Raw genomic sequence first — 20,009 nt, 5'->3', positions numbered from 1 at the left:
TGCCCCGCGCGGTCAGGCCATTTCGACGTAGCGGTGGACCCGGTCGAAGCGCCGGGCCGCCAGGTCCCGGCGGCGGACCACCCAGTGGGCCACGCCGGAGTCCAGTTCCGTGACGTCGTCGCCGCACCTCCAGGTGGCCAGGAGAGCCCAGTCGTCGGCGCCCTCTCCGTGGGCCGCACCGCCCCGCTCGGAGGGGCCGGCCTCCTCGGGACCACGGGCGTAGTGGACGGGGTCGTTCTGGGGCGAGACAGGGTGGCCCCCGATCTGCAAGGCCCAGGCAGGGCGGTGGCCGCCCACGTGTGCCCAGGCGTCGCTGAGTTCGTCGGCGAGTTCGAACTGCTCGTCGTCGGGGAATTCGCCCCATCGGTCGAGAGCGAAGCTCTCCGGCATCTGGGCGCTCGGCTGGTGCCAGACGGTACGGAGCTCACGCGGGCGGTACGGCTCCCGGCAGCTGTGTTCGAGGGGGCTTGGGGTTGTCGGGGCCCCGGTGGGGACGTACAGCACCGCGTCGGACACCTGTCCCCCGATGCCGTGCATATCGGTGCCGGAGAAGAGGAGCAGGTGGCCGTCGGCGGGGAGCGGGAGGCCGGTGGCGCCCGGCGGGAGAGCCGCGAGGTCGACGGAGGCCACGAAGGGATCGGACGGCCTCGGCACGCCGTGCGGCAGCATGGGGTCGCCGCCGATCCGGGCCACGAGGGGACCGTCACCGCCCTCCGCCAAGTACACCGCCGGACGGGCGTCACGTATCCATTCCTCCACCTCCTCCGATGGCAGACCCTGGGATGCCGCCTCGGCCCGGAAGCGGTTCGCTCTGTCCATGCTCGCGTCGGTCACCGGGCCACCCTAACGGGCTCGTGGGGGAGCAGCGGCGGGACCGAACTCGCTTGAAGGCAAAGCCCTTTGGCGTCACTGACCTGTGAAGCGCGATGCCGGCAGGGGCTGAATGTGCGACCGGCGCGGTGGCTTTGTCCACGAGTCACGACAGCGGATGTTCACGACGTTGAGCAGCGTCCTTGTGATGTCGTGTCCGATGTTCATGAGCAACGGCAGCACCAGCTCAGGGGTGCTGCTGGCTGCCGGCGTCTCCCGCTGCTGAGATGCGGCCGCTCAGCTCGCGTGGAAGTCGCGGAGGGGTCAGATCGCGATGTCGCGCCTCGGCATCAGGACGCATGAGGTCGCTGGAGTCCCTGGAGGAGGAGAGCGATCAGGCGTCGGGGGTCGTAGCGGGGGTCGTTGTCGCGTCCGATGCAGAGGTTGCCGATGCCGCGCATCAGCTCGTACGGCTGTGTGCCGGGCCTGATGTCGCCGGCCTCGACCGCAGCGTCGAGCAGTTGGGCGCAGACGGGCAGCAGGCGGTCGGGGAAGTAGGCATGCAGCGCGGCGAAGCGGTCGTCGTCGGACTGCAGGGCGTCGGCGAGTCCGTGCTTGGTGACAAGGAAGTCGACGAAGAGGTCGATCCACTGGCGCAGTGCTTCGAGTGGGGAGTCGGCACTGGCCAGCAGGTTCGGGCCGGCCTCGGCGCATGCCTCGATCTGGTGGTGGTAGACGGCTGTGACGAGATCCGCCCGGGTCGGGAAGTGGCGGTAGATCGTGGCCATCCCGACGCCCGCCCGTGCCGCGATCTGGCGGATCGGCGCGTCGACGCCGGAGGTGACGAACACCTCGGCGGCGGCGGTGAGCACCGTCTGCCGGTTGCGCTGGGCGTCGGCCCGCTTGCCTCGGGACGGCGAATGCCCTGCCGGGCTCTCGGTGGCCAACACCTGTTCCTTCCACACCGATTGACAAAACGGAACATCGCTCCGAATGCTAAACGGAGCGGCGTTCCGTTTCATGTTAGCCGAAACGGGCCGCCCCTGACCGCCATGTCCGTCGCCGGTCGCAGGAGACCGGCGGGAGCATGTGCCACCGAAAGGACACCCACATCGTGAGCACATCCACCGCCACCAGCGCCGACGCCCTGGGCGCGCCCGTCCCGGTCCTGTCCTTCAGCCCCGTGGTCCTCTCTGTGCCCGGACGTCCCGTGGACCTCCAGGTGCGCGTCTCCGCACCCGCGACGGGAACCGGCCTCCCCGTCATCCTCCTCTCCCATGGTCACGGCCCCTCGAACAACCTGTCCTCGCTCAACGGCTACGCGCCGCTCGCCAACTTCTGGGCCGCTCACGGATTCGCCGTCGTTCAGCCCACCCACCTCACCTCCCGGACACTGAGCCACCTGGTCGCCGACGCACCCGGCGCACCCGACTTCTGGCGCTCCCGCGCCGAGGACATGACCCACATCCTCGATCGGCTCGACGTGATCGAGTGCACCGTGCCGCAGCTCGCGGGGCGGATCGACCCCACCAAGGTCGCCGTCGTCGGACACTCGCTCGGCGGCTTCACCGCCGCCCTCCTGCTGGGCGCCGGGCTCAGCGACCCCGACACCGGCAGCGTGGTGCACCTCGTCGAGCCCCGGATCAAGGCAGGCGTACTGCTTGCCGCGCCCGGCAGAGGTGGCGAAGTCCTCAATGGGCCCATGGCCGAGCAGTGGCCGATCATCGGGGCCGTCGACTTCTCCACCATGACCGCGCCCGCGCTGGTCGTCGCCGGTGACAAGGACGATTCCCGGCACTTCACAGACATGGGGCCAGACTGGCACGCCGACCCCTACACCCTCGCCCCTGGTCCCAAGACCCTGCTCACCCTGTTCGACGCGGAGCACGGACTTGGCGGGATCGCCGGATACGACGCCGCCGAGACCACGGACGAGAACCCCCAGCGAGTCGCCGCCCTCGCCCGGCTCACCGCGGCCTACCTCAGCACCCAGCTTCACCCCGGCACCCCTGCGTGGCCGAACGAATGCGAGGCACTGACGACCGGTCCCGACCCGGTAGGACGAGTCGAATCCAAGTAAGCCTCCCACCCCCATAGTCAGCCTGCCGGGTGAGGCGGAAAAGGCGCATCGGGACTGTCAGCGGGCTCGTACTCGACGACGCTGTCGGGTCAGTCCGCCGCCACGGTCTGAAGTGCCTCGGCACCCAGGGCCATCGGCCGCGATCGGCTGCCTCCGCGCTGCCCGGACTCCTGCGCCGTTCGAATCGCGGCCGACCGCACACACTGCTCAGACTGGCGTACAACTGCTGCCGGTACTCGTGAACAGAGCCAGCGCAGTATGCCGCTCCAGCCGGCCGACCCACGCTCCCTGCTTCACGGCTTCGACGCCGCAGCCACATCGCGCGCCGAGCCGGTGCGCGGACTGCTACCTCTGGATTGCCTGGTTCAGCCCTGGAGGGTGGCGAGCGGCGACAAGTGGTACGGCATACCCAACTACGGTGCCGGCGTGCTGGGTGGTGTCCCACTGCATCGGGGTGCGGGCGTTGTCGCGGCTGCGGTGACGCAGTGCTCTCGTGCTTGACCATCCCGGGCGAGATCCCCAGCCGGAAGCTGCCCGGCACGGTCTTGCCGTCGGCGCCGTAGGGCAGCACATCCAGCGGGCCGGGCCCGTCTGCGGCTGTCTTGATGCGGCCTACGATCTGCCGGACGTGCCTCCTACGCTCAAGGCTCACGGCAAGCCGGTGTGCAATCACCTGGTCACATAGGGGGCGTTTCCTTGTTGAGATCGTCTTTACGTGCTGCACTGCTGACGACCGCGATCGTCGCTTCCTGCCTATCGGCCGCAAGTCCCGTCACCGCCTCACCCGCAGGCCCCGACGCCTGCCACGACCACGACTGGTCCTCTTGGGATGGCACCACCGTAAGGACCACTCGCTCCTCTACGGCACTGCGCATCTACGGCCCATACGCCGACTGCACCCCGTCCGTTTCCATGCCGGTCAACACCCCGTTCACGTACGACTGCTACGTCGTGAACGACCTCGGCAACACTTGGACCCACGGCACCGCCTACTACAGCGGCCGGAACTGGCAAGGCTGGATCTACGACGGCAACCTACCGGACGGAGGAAGCCAGGTGCCCTGCTGAGGTGCGGCCCGACGGGGCCTTCGCCATGTGGCAGGGACCCTGCCGGGCCCCTGCCTCGGGCCCCAGGCCACCGCGTCCCGTCCAGACACCGCGACCGCACGAAGTCGCGGGCGGCCTCGGCGGCAGCGGAGGCAGGTGCGTTGGACCGGGCCCGCATACGGCGGATCACTGCCGAGCCGACGACCACGGCGTCCGCAAACGCCGAGACATGCGCGGCCTGTTCCGGCGTGCTCACCCCGATGCCGACCGCAATCGGCAGGCGGGTCGCGGAGCGAAGCCGGTGGACCTGCCGCGGCAGGTCGGGGCTGAGCGGACGCTGGGCCCCGGTTGGACCAGGGACGGCGGGGGCGTAGACCATGCCGCTGAGGGACGCGCCGATTGCCGCGAGCTGCGCGGCGGAGGCCTGGGACGTGATGAGCGGGACGTCGTGCGGGCCCGCCGTGGCGGCCGCCGCCCTCCAGGTGGCGGCCGCTGATGGGGGAAGGTCAGGGATGAGAACGCCTGACCCGCCCGCAGCGGCCAACTGGCTCGCAAAAGACTCCGGACCCTACTGCGCGATCGGCTCCCAGTGCGACATGACCAGCAGCGCGGCCGGCGTTCACGCGGTGAGCTCCGACGTAGCCGTGAAGACGTCGTCCATGTCGAAGCCGCCGGCCAAGGCCTGGGCAACGGCCTCGCGGATCACGGTTGGCCGTCCAGGACCGGAGCGGTGTGCGGGGCGCCGATCTCCAGCCCGTCCGCCGACTGGCCGATCAGATGCAGCGCGTCCAGGCTGGCCGCACGCGTGGGACAGCCGAGCGGCAGATACAGCCCGAGCGCGGCCCGGGCCTCCGCATGGCTTGCGGCGAGCACGCGGTCGAGGTGCGAGGCGGGCCGGGACGACGGCGTGTGGGTGATCATGACAGCCTCTCGGGCGACGGGCAATGGAAGGGGGCGGCGGCCGTACGGAGCGCGAGGCGCTTGCAGACCGGGGCAGCGAGAAGGAGGGCAAGCGCGGCCGCGGCGGCTGGGAGGACCCACGCCCCCGGCGAGCGGCCCAGCAGCCGCCGTGCCCAGAGCCTGACCCAGCCCGAAGGCCGCGATGAGCGAGCCGTAGGCCTCGACGACCGTTCCGGGCAGCGCCAATTCGGCGACGACCTGGTAGGCACACGTCAACAGCGCGCCGAAGGCCATGCCGAGGAGTACCGCGAGGCCGAGCGCGGCGTACGGCGGCGGGTCCAGGCACAGCGGTACCCAGGCGAATACGAACACCGCGGCAGTCAGCACGAGTTGTCGAGACAGCGGAACCCGCAGCGGCAGAGCCGTCCACGCGGCCGTGCCAAGAAGCGCCCCCACCGAGACCCCTGCGGGCACGACGCCCGCCAGCCACTCGACGCCGTGACGAGACGTTCGTCCAGCTGGCAGGCCTGCTGGGTGACAGCGCCAAACTCATCCCCGGCTGTCGACCGCCCGCCGAGCGGTCTCCGCAGCCCGGGACTGCGAAGACGGCTGTGGCTGCCGCATCGAGCTGACCGACCGCGACGGCATCGTGTGGGACTTCCACCGTTCGGATGGCACCTGGTACTCCATGCCCTGGCCGACGTCACACCCAGCGGCCGCCCTCTCGCCGGGGAAGGAACTGTCCATGACCGAGGCGTGCCCTCATCCCCAGCAGCTTGCTCTGCTGGTCCAGCAGACGCTGGCCGCCGCTGTCTGACAAGGCACCCCCTGCCGGGTGGTGCCGGCGCGTCTCCGCCCGGACCGTCCAGCTCAGCCCATGCCGTTGAGGAAGTGCGGGTCGGGACGCTGCCGGGGGATCTCCGGGCGGATCCGGCGCTTGAGAACGCTCCAGCTGGCGAGGACCACGAGCGGCCACACGAGCGGGGATGCTGCCGGGATGGCGCCGTGGACCAGGACCGCGCCGACGCTGCCGTGCCGAGTACCGCGGAACAGGCCGGAATGCCCGGCAGGGCGACCCGCAACACCACCTCCCGGCGCCGGGCCGGGCGGGCTGCGACGGGGGGCGGGGCGCTCATCGGCCGCTCACCGTGGTCGCCTCGGCCGCCGGAGAGCCGCCGGAGAGCCGCCGGTGATGCGCCTAGCGCGCCGCGTCACCTTACGGCGGACCTTCGCGCCCTCCTCTCCGGCTCCGCAGCACCTGCGGCCATGGCCGCGTCGGCCCAGGTGGTGACCCCACCCATCGGGGTCGGCACTAGCGTGGTGCGGGGATCAGTCAGACGCAGGTATGAGGTCCTTCGCGCGCTGTACGTCTCCTCGCATGGCCCGGTACTGCTGCGACTGATCCGGCACAGCCATCTCATCTGCGAGGTCTCGGACACCAGCAGCACCTCCCCCCCCCACTTGCGCCAGGCCCGGAGCACCGACGAGGGCGGACGTGGCCTGTTCCTGGTGGCCCAGCCGTCCGAACGGTGGGGCACCTGCTACGGCCGCGACGGAAAGACCATCTGGGCCGAGCAGCCCCTGTCATCACAGTGAGGCAAGGGCTTCTTGACCGACGGGTGCGGCTGGGCCGGTCAGCCGAGCAGTTGGGCGCTGCCGGCCGGTTCGCGCCGCTGTTGTCCGTTGATGCGGTGCCGTTCGATGGACGAGCGCCGGTACACCTCCTGGCGCACCCGCTGGATCTCGCCGATGGGCCGATGCTCCTCGCGTGAGCGCCACGGTGTGATCGACGTCGCGTCGGCGGCCACCAGGTTGTCGTCCCCGCCGATGTCCTGGCGCGGGAGGTCCACGCGGGCGACGGTCACCCAGGAGGAGAGTTCCTCGGGCCACTTCACGGACGTGTTGTCCACCGGCATCCGCACCAGATCGGTGTTGAGCTGCGCCTGGAGCTCGAAGGAGTGGTCCCGTTCCGCGGCCTCGGCGACCAGGGTGTGGCGGAACGCCTCGTTGTCCGCGCGCACGTCCAAGATCTGGTGGGCGAGGGAGGCCAGGGACTCGGCCGTCGGCACAGTGCGGATCTTGGCGATGTGGTCGCCGTACCGGAACGCGCCCATGCTGTTGTAGGTGTACGACAGCAGGTTCCTGCGCGGGACGGTGGTGAACGACAGCATGGCGAACAGTTCGTCCCACAACCAGCTGTCGGGATCGGTGAGCGTGCCCCGGCGGGTCAGGAACTCCGCCATCCAGGTCTTGCGGCGGGCGGGGTCCGCCAGGCCCGCGGGCAACTCGGCGAACAGCTCCTCGATGACCATGTAGTCGTAGGCGGTGTTCGCGAAGAAGACCTCGTTGTTGATCAGGTTGAGGTCGAAGGTGCCACTGTCCGGTTCGTCGTCCAGCAGTGAGGTGCCCGGGACCCCGAACAGCTTGATGCCCATCCCGCACGCCGCGCCGAGCTGGTGGTCGGGACGCTGGTGGCCCAGACCGTTGGAGTAGCGGACCACGGCGTCGTAGACGGCGGGCCGGGCGAAGATGCCCTGCCCGTGGAAGCCCCGGTTGTGACCGACCGTGACGGTGGCCTTGAGGAGGCCGTAGGTCTTTCCGTGGGCGGTGCGGACGGCGCGGCCGACGGCCTCGCGCTCGACCGACGCACCGGTGCGCTGCGCCACCTGAGCGACCAATGCCTCCAACTCCTGCTGGTACGTCGGTCGTTCGGCGGGGCGGTAATCCTCGTAGCGGACGGGATCCATGGTGCTTCCTCCCTGGAGTGGTGTGTCGACTCCAGACGCTAGCCAGCAATTCAATTGTGCACAACATAACTGCTCGTGATGAAGCACACGTCGGGGAGAGGCAACCACACCGGGGGCACCGAAACTCGCAGGGGCCCAACCATCGGTCACGGACGGGGGCGTCCCCGAGTCAGGGCATCGAACGGGACCACCCCCGCCGGCTCAGTGACACTACTTGGGCTTCGGCGCGAGGTCGGAGGCGAACCGTCCGAGGCGGGCCTCAACGGGGTTGGCGGTGATCCAGTCCTCAGCGCATGCCTTGTGCGGGACGCGCAGGACGGGCCGGTCGATCCGCCGGCCCGCGTGCAAGAGCATCCAGCCGCGCCGGCTCCAGGGCTTGGGACGATTCTCGATGCCCTTGGCGCCGGTCAGGATGCAGGTGACGTGCGGCTGCTGGACGCTGATGCCGCGGATCCAGTCGCCCTGCGGGAGCGTCACGGTGCTCATGCGGCGCGGCGGCCGTTGACGGACGCCACCGTGGTGTGCGCGGGCGAGGCGACGACGCGCGGCCCGAGTGCTTGCCGTCGTACAGGGCCGCGTCGGCGGCCCGCTGCAGCACGGTCAGGTCACGGGAGCCGACCGCGCGCACGGTCGCGGCGCCGACCGAGGCGGCGACGCCGACGGTGCGGCCGTCCTCGAGGACGACGGGGGTGTGCAGCATGCGGACGAGCTGCGCGAGGCGCTGCTCCAGGCGCGCGGCGGGCAGCGCCAGGACCACGGCGAACTCTTCTCTGAACTAACGAGAGCGTCCCGTGATCAGGTGACGGGAGGCTAAGCCCTGAGGGAACCGGTGCGGGCCGGAGAACGGCTACCAACGGCGCGGGTGTTAGTTTCCTTCGAGTGTTAGGACACCAGGACGAGACGAGGGCGGCCTACGACGAGGTCGTCGATCTGTACGCGTCGATGTTCGCCAACGGGCTGGAGACGCACCCGTTCGCGCGGAACATGATCGGCACTTTCGCCGAGCTCGTGCGTGGCACGGGGAACCTACGGGTAGCCGACGTCGGGTGCGGCCCCGGTCATGTGACGGCGATGCTGCATGACTTGGGGCTGGACGTCTTCGGGCTCGACCTCTCCCCAGCCATGGTCGCCCACGCTCGGCGGGCCCATCCGGCGCTGCGGTTCGACGAAGCGCGGATGGAGGCCCTGCCGGTCGAGGACGGTGCGCTGGGCGGAGTGCTGTCCCACTACTCGATGATCCATACCCCACCTGGAGAATTGCCCGCGCTGCTCGCCGAGCAAGTGCGTGCCTTGGCACCAGGGGGCCTGCTCCTGGTGTCCTTCTTCGGGACCGAGGGACCGGAGCCGGTTCGCTTCGACCACAAGGTGACGCCCGCCTATAGCTGGCCGGCGGAGCAGTTTGCCGAGTTGCTGGCCGGGGCCGGTCTCGTCACATTTGCTCGGTTGCTCCACGACCCGGCGTCCGAGCGGGGTTTCCTCGACGCTCATTTGCTGGCCCGCCGCCCGTAGAGGGGGCGCAGTCCGACCAGCGGCCGGATCTGCCCGCGGTCGTGGCAGGCGCTGGGCGTACGGCGGACCTGGCCATAGCAGGTGTTGCAGACCGGCCCGAGAGGCCACTGCGCCCGAACAGGGAGGACCCGCCGGCATCGGGCACAGGGCTGGGGACGACGCGGCTGGCATGGTCCGCAGATCGGTGCGTCCGTCGATGCCCTCAAGCATGGCCGTGTGCGTCCGCGTAGCGAGCAGGTAGCGGTGGGAAGCCGGTAGCAGCTTGCGCAGAGGTCGGGGGTCTTTCCCCTGCCTCGCCTGATGATCTTCCATTGCTGGCCGCAGATCCCGCAGACCCGCGTGGGCGGCCGGTAGCAGCGCCGGCAGACCGGCCCGTCGGGGGTGGTCGCTTGGGCAGGCCGGTCCTCGCCGCAGGAGTGGCAGCGGCGGAGCGGCCGGGGTGCGCACCCGTTGTACAGGACTGTGCCGTCAGCGAGTCGCGCTGACGGCCGCCCGTGCCTTCCGCATCGGCCGCACTCCATCTGCTGGGTCTTGCCGTAGGGCGAGGGTCGTCAAGGCCGGTGTCGTGATCGCGAAGATCTGGCCGGCGAGGCGGTGGTGCGCCGCGCGCGATGCATGGCAGATCAGGCTGCCGCAGCGTCGGTATGGCGGGCTGAAGTGAGGTCGCCCAGGATCCGGTGATCTTCCGTCGCGTCACCAGGACACGGGTGGACAAGGCCCGGCGGTGCGCTTTGGCCGCAGGTCGGCGACTGGGAGGCGGTCACTACTGACCTGCTCCAGCGCATCTTGAATCGTGAATGCGACGCTCTCAGCCTGGGACTGCCGGACATCGACCGCGCCTTGGTGTGCTCCGGCCCTCACAGCTGGTGCGGGCCTACGACCCGGCGGCCAGGCGGTACCAGATGTACGGGCCCGCCGACCGGGCCGAGGTCCTGACCGAGATCGGCAGGCACCTGGCTGAGGCGAAAGCCGGGTGCGCACTGTGGCCGGGCGACAGCCTGCTGGTTCCCGCTCATCCCGGTCAAGGCCTCAAGGCCACTGATAGCCGTATGGGGGGTGTAGGAAGTCTGGCGGAGTTCCGTCCCCCGCGGCAGCGGGATTACCCGCTTGGCCGTCTCGTCGATTGGCATCTTGTTTCTGCCCTGGTGCAGGTCTGCGCGTGGTCCATGCAGACATCCCCTGGGTGAGGGGCAACCCGGACGTACGCCCCGCTTCGCAGGCAGTCGCAGGCAGTCGCAGGCACGCGCGACAGCAGGGGCGAACGGGCGGGCCGGGTCGGCCCGCCCGTTGCTCTGCACTCACGACGGAATCGGGGGCCGGCCTTGGCTGCTGCGTTCCTCGCGCCGCCGCCGCGATCCTTGAGGACGGACCCTAACCCGCGGTCCCGGCTGCTTCGACCAGGGCCTCAGCGGCGAGCAGACCGAGCTTGTGGGAGGCGAGGGGGCTGTCACCCGTCAGGAGCTTCCGGTCCTGGTGGGTCTTGCCGGTCATGTCATCGTTGATGACGTTCAGCCCCTGCTTGCTCAGCAGATCGGCCACCAGCCAGGGCAAGCGGCCGGGAAGGTAGCCGATCTCGAGGTTCGGCCCCTCGTCGAGTGCGTCGGGGAAGACGCAGACCGAGTACCCCTTGAACAGCAACTCGTCCCTGCTCAGCGAGGCAGCGAGCAGTGCCGCCGGGCCATGGCACAGGGTGATGATGAACTTGTCGTTGGACAGAGCCCACTCAAGTGTCTGGCCCACCGCCTCACTGGCCGGCAGCCCGACGACGGCCCCGTGTCCGCCCGGAATGAAGACGGCGATGTAATCCGAGTCCTCTCCAAGCTCCTTGGCGACGACCTCGGAGAGCTTCTTGGGCTGCTTGAGTTTCGGCTTGAGGGCTTCGTACGCCCCCATGACCGCTTCGTCCTCGCGGGGCATCGCCCACAGCTCGAGCTTCGCCGGATAACCCTCCAGCGTGGCGACATCGACGTCGAAGCCCGCCTCCATCATGTGATGAAGCGGAAGCAGCATCTCGACCGGATGGTTTCCGGTGGAGAACATCTTGCCGTTCTCCAGCAGGACGTAGCGCTCCTCCGTCGCGATCATGAGCACCTTCCACTTCCCCTGGGTGTAGGCGCCCTTGTGCTGCACCCCATCGAAGTCGGTCTTCGACGACGTGTACTGACTGAGTGAGTACGGCGACGGGAAGTACGCGTTGTCTTCGGCCGTGTCCGGCGTGGGGGCCTTGCTCAACTCGTTTGCGGCCTGGGACATGGACGACCCACTTTCCTTGATGTCGTGCAGGGGTTGTGTCGTTTCCGGGTCGCTCTGACGACGGCCCTGGGGGGGGGCTTCACCGAAACGCGTTGTCCCGTTGCAGGAGCCTGAGTACGGGGTTTACCGCCGCGCGGAGGCGAACGGCGCCCGTTCGAATTCACAGTTCAATCATGCGCAGCAGCCCCCGCCCCACGCGACTGGTGCGCGGCGGTCAGCTTCCCTCAGCTGGCCTCTCACCTGGGCTTTTCCTCGGTCCGTTGGGGGCGGCGACAGCAAACTCTGTGTCGGCCCACAAGCCGCCGGAACCTCCATGGCAGATTGCCGTCGCCCAGAGCGCCGGCCTGGCCGGCGTCGCCGTGGGCAAGGATCCAACCGGATAGCAAAGAAGTTTGCTTTTACTGGATCGCGGCGTTAGCGTGCGAGCTAAAGCAATGATTTTTGCTTTACCGTCTGTCGCGCGACGTCCCCCTCAGAGGCCCTCGCAGCGCCTCGCCAGTCCGTGTGAACGCCGACGAAGCGCCGACTCTCCGCCATGGAAGAGAGGCACCCCCATGCCCCCTGACCTCCCCTTCGCCCGCGCTGCCCGGCGACCCAGGCTGTCCCGCGGCATATCGTTCTGGCTGCTCGGCGCGATCCAGCTGCTCCTGCTGTTCGCCGCCGGGGCCCCGTCCCCGCTCTACCCCCTGTACCAGGCCGAATGGGGCTTCGGGCCTACCGCGGTGACCCTGGTGTTCGCCCTGTACGCGTTCGGCCTGCTGGCCGCGCTTCTGGTCGTCGGATCGCTGTCCGACCACGTCGGACGGCGCCCTGTACTGATCGTTTCGCTCCTGGTGGAGATCGCGGCGATGGTGGTATTCATCGAGGCGGCCGGACTCGGCTGGCTGCTCGTCGCCCGCGGCATACAGGGGCTGGCCACCGGAGCCGCGATGGGCGCCATCGGGGCCGGCCTGGTCGATTTGCAGCCCTTGCACAAGCCGAGGCTGGGCCCCCTGGTGGGCGGTACCTCCATCCTGCTGGGGCTGGCGCTGGGCGGCCTCGGCACCGGCGTGCTGGTGCGGTACGCCCCGGCGCCGACCGTGCTGGTCTACCTCCTTCTCATCGCCGCGTTCGCCATCACCCTCGCCGGCGTGGTGTTCATGCCGGAGACGACCGAGGGACGGCCCGGTGCTCTCGGCTCACTCCTGCCCCGGGCGCCGCTGCCCCGTCGGCTGCGTCCGCACGTCCTGGTCATCACGCCAAGCCTCGTGGCCCTCTGGGCCGTCGGCGGTTTCCATCTCTCGCTGGGACCCGCACTGACCGCCGCGGTGCTGGGCGAGCGGAGCACCGTGATCGCGGGTGCGGTGATCGCCGTACTGACCGGCGCCGGTGCCCTCGGGCAGTTGTTCCTCCAGCGCACGACACCGCTGCGGATCCTGTCGTACGGATCGGTGGCGCTGATCGCAGGCATGCTGATCACCTTGATCGGCGTGGCGGCCACGGCTCCGGCGGCCTATCTGATCGGCACGGCCCTCGCCGGTTTCGGATACGGTGCGTCGTTCCTCGGCGCCATGCGCTCTCTGGCCGCGCGGGCCGAGCCCACGGAACGGGCCGCGGTCTTCTCCGTCATGTTCCTGATCAGCTACCTGGCGTTCGGGCTGCCGGCCGTCGTCGCGGGAGTGTCAGCCGCCCACCTGGGGCTGGCCCTTACGTCCAGCGGGTACGCGGTAGTGGTCATCGCGCTGGCACTCCTCGCACTCGTCGGCCTGTACGTGCAACGGCGCCGCAAGGCACCCCGGGCCGCAGAGACCGCACGATCTCAGCCGGCGCACCAGAGCGCCTGATTGTTTCGGGCGAGGCGCGACAAAAACCTCGGGCTGCGGGTGTCTGCGCACGAGCGGCGCCTCGCCCGCAGGCTTGCCTCAGCCGGCGCGGTCGCCGCGCACGGCCTCCATGGCCACGACCAGGTCGGCGATCGCGCGGGGTTGGGTGAGCGAGCGACCGGTGAGGTCCTGGAGGCGACGAAGCCGGTAACGAACGGTGTTCGCGTGAACGTACAGCCGCTCGGCGGCACGCTCGGCCGAGCCGTCGTGGTCGAGCCAGGCCTGCAGCGTACCCAGCAGTACGGCACGTTCCTCACCGGGCAGGTCCAGAACCGGGCCGAGGACCTGCCGGGCGATGCGGCGGCTTTCGTCGGGGTCCCGGGCCACGAGACCGGCCAAGGGCCCGGCCCCCAGGACATTCACCCCGGCGCGGCCCTCCGGCAGGCGATGCAGCGCGGCGCAGGCCAGGCGCAGCGCCCTCGGAGTCTCCCCCCACGCCCGAAAGACGGGACTCACACCGGTCCGCGCCGACGCGCTCTGCCGTACCAGTTCCATCACCTGGCTGAACTGCTCCGGACGCAGCGACACCACCCCCATCTGCGCAGTGGAGGTCAGCTGCCATGCTGAGGGGATGCCGCGTTCCGCCAGCCGCTGCTCGATACCCGGCAGGCTCGGGTCGGCCGGTCCGACGGTTTCCGCGGCGACGACGATGTGGTCTGTGTCCGAGGGCAGTCCCAGGAGCTTGGGCACCTCCCAGGGCGGGGCACCGGGGCCCGGTTCTCCCGCGAACAGGGCCTCGACCAGGGCCGAGCGCCGCTGCTCGCGCTCCACGAGCATCTCCGCGGTGGCCGACCGGTACGCCTCGGTGAGCGCGATCGCGTACTCGTCGCTGAGCTGCCACACCCGGGTGGCCGCCGAGAGTACGGTGTCGATGACCGCCCGGTCCGGGGAGTGGCGGCTCCATTCGGTCAGCAGCTCCCACAGCGCGGCGAACCCCATGCGGTATGCGCGCAGAAGCTCCGGCAGCGGCGCGCCCTGCCGTGCGCGCCGCCGACCGGTCAGTTCCGCGATCGAATGGTCCTGGCGGTGGGCCGGTTCGCGTAGGGCGGCGACCATCGACCGCACGTTCTGTTCCACCGACTGCTGGAGGTCGGTGCGGGACACGACCTCTCCCTCCCGGTAGAAGTCGATGTCCTTGGCAATGCCGGCAAGAACATCGTCGATCAGGCGCGGGAGTCGTGCCTCGATCCACTCGGACAGATTCATCAGGTTCGGCTCTGTCACCGTGCCCACCCGCCCATCGATGCCGTGCCCATCACTCGTCTTGGTGGCCGTCCAGGGCCGGGGCGGTGGCGAGGAGGCCGTCCACCAGGGCGCGGGCACAGGCGGCGTCCGTCGGTTCGATGCCGAACAGGACGCGGAAATGCAGCGGAGCCACGACCTGGTCCATCACATTCTCGGTGGCCGGGGGCTTCTCGCCGCGGGCGCGGGCGCGGGCGCGGATCAAGTCGATCTGATCCATTCGCCTGCGCACGCAGCGGTCCCGGACCTCGCCATCGCCGACCGCGTTGACAACGGTACGGAGGGACGCGCTGCCTTCAGGCGTGCTGATGTGCTCGAGCACAAGCTCCGCCCACCTGCGGAGATCGCCACGGAGGCTGCCGGTGTCCGGCGGCAAGGAGTCCGACGTCAGGCGGCTCTCGGCGACCCAGGTGAGCAGCTGATGCACATCGCCCCAGCGTCGATAGATGCTCGTCGGGTTGACCCCTGCGCGCGCGGCGATCGCGGGGATCGAGATCTGTTCGGGGCCCCGCTCGCAGATCAGTTCAGTGGCAGCCTGTTCCACGGCGGCCAGGACACGAGCGCTGCGCCCGCCGGGTCGGCTGGCGGTCCGCTGCTGCTCTGAAGTGGCCATGAAACAAGCTTAGGGCAAAGATACTTGCTTTAAGGTGCCATCTCATTTGGAGGATCGGCGGTAGCAGATCAGGCTGAAGACGATGGCGACGAAGGCCAGGAAGTGCTCGGCCTTGCGTGCGTAGTGCAGGCGGCGGCAGCCGCCCAGCCAGGACATCGTGCGCTCGATCGTCCAGCGATGCCGGCCCAGCCGTGTGGAGGATTCGACGCCTCTGCGGGCGATGCGGTGGCGGATGCCGCGCGAGCGGAGCCATCGGCGCAGGTGGTCGTAGTCGTAGCCCTTGTCCGCGTGGAGCTTGGCGGGCCGTCGCCGACGCGGGCCGCGGCGGGACCGGATCGTGGGAATACGCCCGCTGCTGCCGCCCACACCCGAGCGGCGCCATCGCCACCCCGGGCGGCTGCGCGTTCCCGACCGACTGGCGCTCGTCGGCGTCATGTATGTGCTGCGGACCGGTGTGTCGGCGCCCACTCCCGGACAGCATCCGGGGCGTGCCGCCGACGGTGCGCAGTCCTGTCGGTCGGACGCGGCGGGCAACGGCGCCGCGCGGCAGTTGCGGGGGTTACTCACCGGGCTCGCACGCTCAGCAGCATCCACCCGTGCTCGGTATCGAGAGGAACTGCCATGCCCATCGCCCGTACCGTTGTCGACCGTGCAATCATGATCGCAAGTCGGCGTGAGCGGAACTTCGCACCTGAGGGCCTGACCGTCGTCCTCCACACCGGCGAGGCGCCCGTCGCGATCGAGGGCCGCCCGACCGGAGCGAGTATTCCGGCCCCCGGTTGGCCTGAACTCGAACTTCCTATCTACACCTTCGACGGTTGGTCCTCGGGGCTGTACCCCACGGTGGACCTGGCGGCATTCACCACCGCATTCGACCGCGCCCTGGCCAACACCGGCAGCACACTAATCGTCGCCGTCCACGCCGACGTCCCCGACTGGGACCTGGACGACGCCTGCGCCTGGCGCTACGACTGGCAGGCTCGCGAGTTCACCACGGTTCCGATCGCCGAAGCCACCGCGCTGTTCCACGAGGACACCAACGTTCTGGCCTACCCCTGCGACCGGGCACCCTACGCCTCCGTGACCGCCCTCGACCCGGACCGTGTGCAGGGGGAGGACCTCTCGGCCGCAGACGGCAGGACCGCGACGTGATCACCCGTCTCCCCTCTCGGGAGCAAGGGGCTCCCTCCGGGCCGCCGCGCCCCGGCGTCCCGTTCCAGGGCCCGTTGCCCGCACGAACTTCGAGGATCTCGTCATGACCGCCACGCTCGGCGCCCACCGCGCCCGCACCGCCCGCTCGCCCCGCTACGCCGGCCGCCGTCGGTGCCCCGCCGGCTCGCGCTCGAGGAGCCGCACCGTCGGCGCCGCCCGCTCCCGCCTCGCTCGCTCGCGCCCGTCCGGGCTGCGTCGCGCCGTGCGCTCGCTCAAGATGCGCGTGACGGCAGGGGAGTGGCGGCCCCGTGTGCAGCAGGCCGCCATCCGGAGCGGGGGCATGGCGGCAGCGACGGCGTGGCGCTCCGGGGCGTACGGCCGCGCCGTCCCGTTCCCGAACCCCGACCGCTCGGTGCTGCCCCGTGGATGCCCCTGGCGCTGAGGGCGATCGCCCGCCCCTCCTCGCGCGGTTGCATCCCTTGCCCGGCCCTCAGCCACGTTCCGTCCAGCGGCCCGAAAGAGGGCGGTGACCATCCCACCCGCCCCTTTCGGGCCGCCCCAGCCCGGCAGCGCCCGGCACGGCAGACACGCTCCCCTTGGAGGACTTCATGAAGGTGACACGCAGCGGCTACGTCCTCGAATTCGCCCACGTCCTGGACGAGCTGTGAGCCACAGCAGCCCAGTGCAAGAACCCGGCACACCTCGACTTCGTGAACACCGCGATCACCGCGTTCGAGGAGGACGGCCCGGATGCCCAACCCCTCCTGAACGGCTGCCCGCAGGCCGCCGCCCGGCTGATCTTCGAGGAAGTCACCGAGGCCTATATCACCGCCGGGCAGGCCACCCGTATCCAGGACCGAAACAGCACCCTGGTCCGCGACTTCCAGCTCCCCTACACCAGCCACCGCCGCGCCCAGGCCCGCCGGGCAGAGCACAAACGCCGCCCGCGCAACGCCACCGGCCTGGACATGCTGCGCCACCTCCTGACCATCCCGGGCAACTGACCACCCTGCGTCACGCCCACCGGCCCCGATCCCCGGCATCCGCCCGCGATCGGGGCCGCTGCACGTGAGGTCGACCGCCAGGCCTTGCACGGCTTGACCCCGCCCGGGGCAGTGTCGGTACCGCCGGAAGGACGCTCCCGCACCACCCCCTCCATGTGCCCTCGAGCCCCCGGCCGCCGGGCCGCGCCCACCTCCCGGGGCGGCCCGGCACCCCTAGCCACCGCGCCACCCGTGCCGTGCCGAGGAATGCGGCCCCCCGTGCACCCCGCCCCGCCGCACGGGGATTCACCGCCCGCCCCCGCGCGACGCGGGCGCCTTCCCCCGTCGACCAGGAGCCCCGAAGTGAAGATCCGTCTAGGCACACCCGAGGCCACGCTCACCGTGCCCGGCACGATCAGCCGCCCCCAGCTGATCGCCACCGACCGGGACAGCGCGCGTCTCATGCGAGCTGAGCAGTTCGAGGCCGAACTCCGGCTGTACCCCGTCGAGGACGCGCCCGGCACCCTCCGGTGGGAAGTCGCCACCCTTACCGTCCGAGGCCGCAGGGTCGACGGCCGCCGCACGACCGACGCGTGGGCGAGCTGCCGCTTCTACCACCCCGCTGTGTTCCGCGACGGCGTGCCCGACTGGGTACTGGTCCTGGCCGAGCAGGTCCTCCCCGACCAGCCGCCGCCCCGCATCGCACGCCGCGTGTTCTCTATCCCCGACCAGCCGAAGCCCAAGACGTCGTAACCGCCGGCTGTCTAGGACGGTCTCTATTGGCCCCGCCGTGACGGCTTCATCTGGCCCCAGGCGGGAACGGTCTGGAGTGGCCCCACTTGTCTGCTGGAACGTCGGGCATGAAGACGTCCGTGTGGAGATCGAACGTCGGTGCCCCTGCCTCGGCCTCTCCCTGACCGCGTTGATAGAACCGCGTCATGACGTACAGATTCACGGCCCGGGCCGCAGGAGCAGAGATCGATCCCGACGGCTACTTCACCGAGGCCGGCCTCGCCGAGCGTGAGGATGGCAGCGGCTTCGTCTTGCTGTTCATGGCAGGTGAAGAGGATCCCGACGACCAGGAGGTCGCTCTGGGAATAGACACTCACTGCCTGGTCACCGCCGGTCAGGGGACCGCCTACGGCTGCGTACGTGAAGCCGTCCTGGAGGGCAATGTCTTCCGGGTCTCACTGGATCCCGAGGCGCTGGAGAGTCTGGGGTTGGACGACAGCGAGGTCGAGGCTGTCATCGAGGCGCCGACCGAAGACGTCGCCAGGTTCCGAGAGGTCCTCGCTCAGGTTCTGGCCTACGGGCGGGCGGATGCCCTGCCCACGCGTGTGGTGGTCTGATTCCGCTGCTGGACTCACAGTTCGGCCTCCCGGGGCAAGCGTCGATAAGCGGTGCATCGTGGGGTTTCATGACTGTTTGACACTCGTTCGGAGTAGTGGGGGATTGACCCGGATTCCTGGGCGCGATCACGTTGTGTGAGTTCGTGATCACGGCCGTGTCAGGAGGCCGGGCTTTGCAGCGTGTCGAATTGTTCGAGCGGATCCGTCGCGACCGGAGGCTGGAGAACGCCTCCATCCGCGAGCTGGCCCGCCGTTACGCGGTCCACCGCCGGGTGGTCCGCCAGGCTCTGGACAGCGCGTTGCCGCCCAAGCGCAAGGAGCCTGTGATGCGCCGGTCGGCGCTGGATCCGGCCAAGGGCTGGATCGACGAGATGCTGCGGTCGGATCTCACAGCGCCGCCGAAGCAGCGGCACACCAACAAGCGGATCCTGGACCGGCTGCGCGACGAGTGCGGCTGCACCGCCGTCGCCTACACCACCCTCAACGATTACCTGCGGGTCCGCCGGCCTCAGATCAAGGAGGAGGCTGACCGGGCCAGGATGCTGCACGAGGGCATGGTCCCGCAGTTCCACCGGCCTGGTGAGGAGGCCGAGGTCGACTTCGCCGAGGTCTGGGTGCGGGTGGATGGCAAGCCGATGCAGTGCCAGCTGTTCACGCTGCGGCTGTCGTATTCGGGCAAGGCCGTCCACCGGGTCTTCTCGACCTCGGGCCAGGAAGCGTTCATGAAGGGTCACGTGGACGCCTTCCGGATCCTCGGCGGTGTCCCGACCCGGCACATTCGCTAGGGCAACCTCAAGCCGGCGGTCTCCCAGGTCTGTTTCGGCCGCTCGCGAGTGGAGTCGCAGAGGTGGGTGGCCTTCCGCTCGCACTACGGCTTCGATGCGTTCTATTGCCGGCCAGGCAAGGAAGGCGCCCACGAGAAGGGCGGCGTCGAGCACGAGGGCGGACGGTTCCGCCGTACCCACCTGGTCCCGGTTCCCGACGTCGACACGCTGGCCGACCTGAACGCGAGGATTGAGCAGATCGAGGCGGCCGAGGACGCCCGGCACATCGACAACCGGCCCACGTCGGTGGGCTTCGACTTCGACTACGAGGCCCCGCTGCTGGCGCCGCTGCCGTTCGAGGAGTTCGACGTCGGGCTGACGCTTACGCCGAAGGTCGACAAGACCTCCAGGATCACGGTCCGCCAGAACAAGTACTCGGTGCCGGCCCGGTTCATCGGCCAGAACGTTCGCGTCTCGCTTCGGGCGGACGAGGTCTGGGTCTTCGACCGGCACGAGATCGTCGTCCGTCACCCGCGGCTGGCGGGCGGCTACGGCTTCCGCGATCTGCTCGACCACTACCTGGAGATCCTGCGGCACAAGCCCGGCGCGCTGGAGAACTCCACCGGTCTTGCCGCGGCCCGCTGTGCGTTCTCATTCTTGTTGCGGTAGGGGGAATGCTCTGACCTGTGAGGCTGCAG

General features: G+C 69.8%; 19 protein-coding genes and 5 pseudogenes. 13 read left to right on the top strand and 11 right to left on the bottom strand.

Annotated elements, in window-relative coordinates; genetic code table 11:
* Positions 1-12 precede the first annotated feature (12 nt).
* Complete coding sequence (locus AMK31_RS38575) at positions 13-834, bottom strand: DUF1963 domain-containing protein (RefSeq protein ID WP_073945423.1); 822 nt, start codon at positions 832-834, stop codon at positions 13-15.
* 326 nt (positions 835-1,160) lie between these two features.
* The gene (locus AMK31_RS38570) at positions 1,161-1,757 is read right to left on the bottom strand and encodes a TetR/AcrR family transcriptional regulator (protein WP_073945422.1); all 597 of its coding nucleotides are present in this window, start codon (positions 1,755-1,757) and stop codon (positions 1,161-1,163) included.
* A 167-nt stretch (positions 1,758-1,924) separates the two neighbouring features.
* Here AMK31_RS38570 and AMK31_RS38565 point away from each other — a divergent pair, with 167 nt between their 5' ends.
* Together AMK31_RS38565 and AMK31_RS42000 are read left to right on the top strand one after the other, a co-directional pair.
* The gene (locus AMK31_RS38565; protein WP_073945431.1) at positions 1,925-2,890 is read left to right on the top strand and encodes an alpha/beta hydrolase family protein; all 966 of its coding nucleotides are present in this window, start codon (positions 1,925-1,927) and stop codon (positions 2,888-2,890) included.
* 912 nt (positions 2,891-3,802) lie between these two features.
* Complete coding sequence (locus AMK31_RS42000; RefSeq protein WP_241842886.1) at positions 3,803-3,958, top strand: hypothetical protein; 156 nt, start codon at positions 3,803-3,805, stop codon at positions 3,956-3,958.
* Between the two features lie 175 nt (positions 3,959-4,133).
* Here the strand turns inward: AMK31_RS42000 and AMK31_RS41995 are convergent.
* Both AMK31_RS41995 and AMK31_RS41990 read right to left on the bottom strand, forming a co-directional pair.
* Positions 4,134-4,481, bottom strand: a pseudogene (locus AMK31_RS41995) (tryptophan synthase subunit alpha); the annotation flags it as partial.
* 158 nt (positions 4,482-4,639) lie between these two features.
* The gene (locus AMK31_RS41990; protein WP_241842884.1) at positions 4,640-5,209 is read right to left on the bottom strand and encodes a tryptophan synthase subunit alpha; all 570 of its coding nucleotides are present in this window, start codon (positions 5,207-5,209) and stop codon (positions 4,640-4,642) included.
* A 1,008-nt stretch (positions 5,210-6,217) separates the two neighbouring features.
* Here AMK31_RS41990 and AMK31_RS41985 point away from each other — a divergent pair.
* A pseudogene (locus AMK31_RS41985) lies at positions 6,218-6,433 on the top strand (ATP-binding protein); the annotation flags it as partial.
* Between the two features lie 38 nt (positions 6,434-6,471).
* On the opposite strand, the gene AMK31_RS38530 reads toward AMK31_RS41985, so the two are convergent.
* From AMK31_RS38530 to AMK31_RS41980, 3 genes and pseudogenes are all read right to left on the bottom strand, one after another.
* Positions 6,472-7,584 (bottom strand): catalase family protein, encoded by a 1,113-nt coding sequence (locus tag AMK31_RS38530; protein WP_073945416.1) that lies wholly within the window; start codon positions 7,582-7,584, stop codon positions 6,472-6,474.
* Between the two features lie 210 nt (positions 7,585-7,794).
* Positions 7,795-8,070 carry a hypothetical protein gene (locus AMK31_RS38525; RefSeq protein ID WP_241842883.1) on the bottom strand — a complete coding sequence of 92 codons (276 nt, stop codon included), beginning with the start codon at positions 8,068-8,070 and terminating at the stop codon, positions 7,795-7,797.
* A gap of 115 nt (positions 8,071-8,185) precedes the next feature.
* Positions 8,186-8,341 (bottom strand): annotated as a pseudogene (locus tag AMK31_RS41980) (GGDEF domain-containing protein); the annotation flags it as partial.
* Between the two features lie 122 nt (positions 8,342-8,463).
* Here AMK31_RS41980 and AMK31_RS38515 point away from each other — a divergent pair.
* Complete coding sequence (locus tag AMK31_RS38515; RefSeq protein WP_073945415.1) at positions 8,464-9,093, top strand: class I SAM-dependent methyltransferase; 630 nt, start codon at positions 8,464-8,466, stop codon at positions 9,091-9,093.
* Positions 9,094-10,464: 1,371 nt separating this feature from the next.
* Here AMK31_RS38515 and hchA read toward each other — a convergent pair.
* Positions 10,465-11,346, bottom strand: coding sequence for a glyoxalase III HchA (gene hchA / locus AMK31_RS38505; protein ID WP_073945413.1), 882 nt, complete (start codon positions 11,344-11,346; stop codon positions 10,465-10,467).
* A gap of 554 nt (positions 11,347-11,900) precedes the next feature.
* On the opposite strand from hchA, the gene AMK31_RS38500 reads away from it, so the two are divergent.
* Positions 11,901-13,169 carry an MFS transporter gene (locus AMK31_RS38500; RefSeq protein ID WP_073945412.1) on the top strand — a complete coding sequence of 423 codons (1,269 nt, stop codon included), beginning with the start codon at positions 11,901-11,903 and terminating at the stop codon, positions 13,167-13,169.
* A gap of 78 nt (positions 13,170-13,247) precedes the next feature.
* Here AMK31_RS38500 and AMK31_RS38495 read toward each other — a convergent pair whose 3' ends face one another.
* The 3 genes and pseudogenes from AMK31_RS38495 to AMK31_RS38485 all read right to left on the bottom strand — a co-directional run.
* Complete coding sequence (locus AMK31_RS38495) at positions 13,248-14,432, bottom strand: PucR family transcriptional regulator (protein ID WP_241842882.1); 1,185 nt, start codon at positions 14,430-14,432, stop codon at positions 13,248-13,250.
* A gap of 31 nt (positions 14,433-14,463) precedes the next feature.
* The gene (locus AMK31_RS38490; RefSeq protein ID WP_073945411.1) at positions 14,464-15,063 is read right to left on the bottom strand and encodes a TetR/AcrR family transcriptional regulator; all 600 of its coding nucleotides are present in this window, start codon (positions 15,061-15,063) and stop codon (positions 14,464-14,466) included.
* Positions 15,064-15,105: 42 nt separating this feature from the next.
* Positions 15,106-15,408 (bottom strand): annotated as a pseudogene (locus tag AMK31_RS38485) (transposase); the annotation flags it as partial.
* Here AMK31_RS38485 and AMK31_RS41215 point away from each other — a divergent pair.
* The 8 genes and pseudogenes from AMK31_RS41215 to AMK31_RS38445 all read left to right on the top strand — a co-directional run.
* A pseudogene (locus AMK31_RS41215) lies at positions 15,398-15,520 on the top strand (IS5/IS1182 family transposase); the annotation flags it as partial. The pseudogenes AMK31_RS38485 and AMK31_RS41215 overlap by 11 nt on opposite strands.
* A gap of 200 nt (positions 15,521-15,720) precedes the next feature.
* Positions 15,721-16,215 carry a hypothetical protein gene (locus AMK31_RS38475; RefSeq protein WP_073945410.1) on the top strand — a complete coding sequence of 165 codons (495 nt, stop codon included), beginning with the start codon at positions 15,721-15,723 and terminating at the stop codon, positions 16,213-16,215.
* A gap of 103 nt (positions 16,216-16,318) precedes the next feature.
* Positions 16,319-16,657 (top strand): hypothetical protein, encoded by a 339-nt coding sequence (locus tag AMK31_RS38470; RefSeq protein ID WP_073945409.1) that lies wholly within the window; start codon positions 16,319-16,321, stop codon positions 16,655-16,657.
* A gap of 268 nt (positions 16,658-16,925) precedes the next feature.
* Positions 16,926-17,219, top strand: a complete 294-nt coding sequence (locus AMK31_RS38465) for a hypothetical protein (protein ID WP_241842881.1) — start codon at positions 16,926-16,928, stop codon at positions 17,217-17,219.
* Positions 17,220-17,561: 342 nt separating this feature from the next.
* A complete protein-coding gene (locus tag AMK31_RS38460) occupies positions 17,562-17,951 on the top strand; it encodes a hypothetical protein (RefSeq protein WP_073945408.1) in 390 nt (129 codons plus the stop codon).
* Positions 17,952-18,136: 185 nt separating this feature from the next.
* Entirely contained in the window at positions 18,137-18,547 is a 411-nt protein-coding gene (locus tag AMK31_RS38455) for an Imm10 family immunity protein (protein ID WP_073945407.1), read from the top strand.
* A 173-nt stretch (positions 18,548-18,720) separates the two neighbouring features.
* The gene (locus AMK31_RS38450) at positions 18,721-19,332 is read left to right on the top strand and encodes a transposase (protein WP_143204318.1); all 612 of its coding nucleotides are present in this window, start codon (positions 18,721-18,723) and stop codon (positions 19,330-19,332) included.
* 66 nt (positions 19,333-19,398) lie between these two features.
* The gene (locus AMK31_RS38445; RefSeq protein WP_073945405.1) at positions 19,399-19,980 is read left to right on the top strand and encodes a Mu transposase domain-containing protein; all 582 of its coding nucleotides are present in this window, start codon (positions 19,399-19,401) and stop codon (positions 19,978-19,980) included.
* The last annotated feature ends 29 nt before the right edge of the window (positions 19,981-20,009 follow it).

Origin of the sequence: Streptomyces sp. TSRI0107 (assembly GCF_001905845.1) — a bacterium.
GTDB lineage: Bacteria > Actinomycetota > Actinomycetes > Streptomycetales > Streptomycetaceae > Streptomyces.
This window is presented reverse-complemented; position numbering and strand designations above follow the sequence as displayed.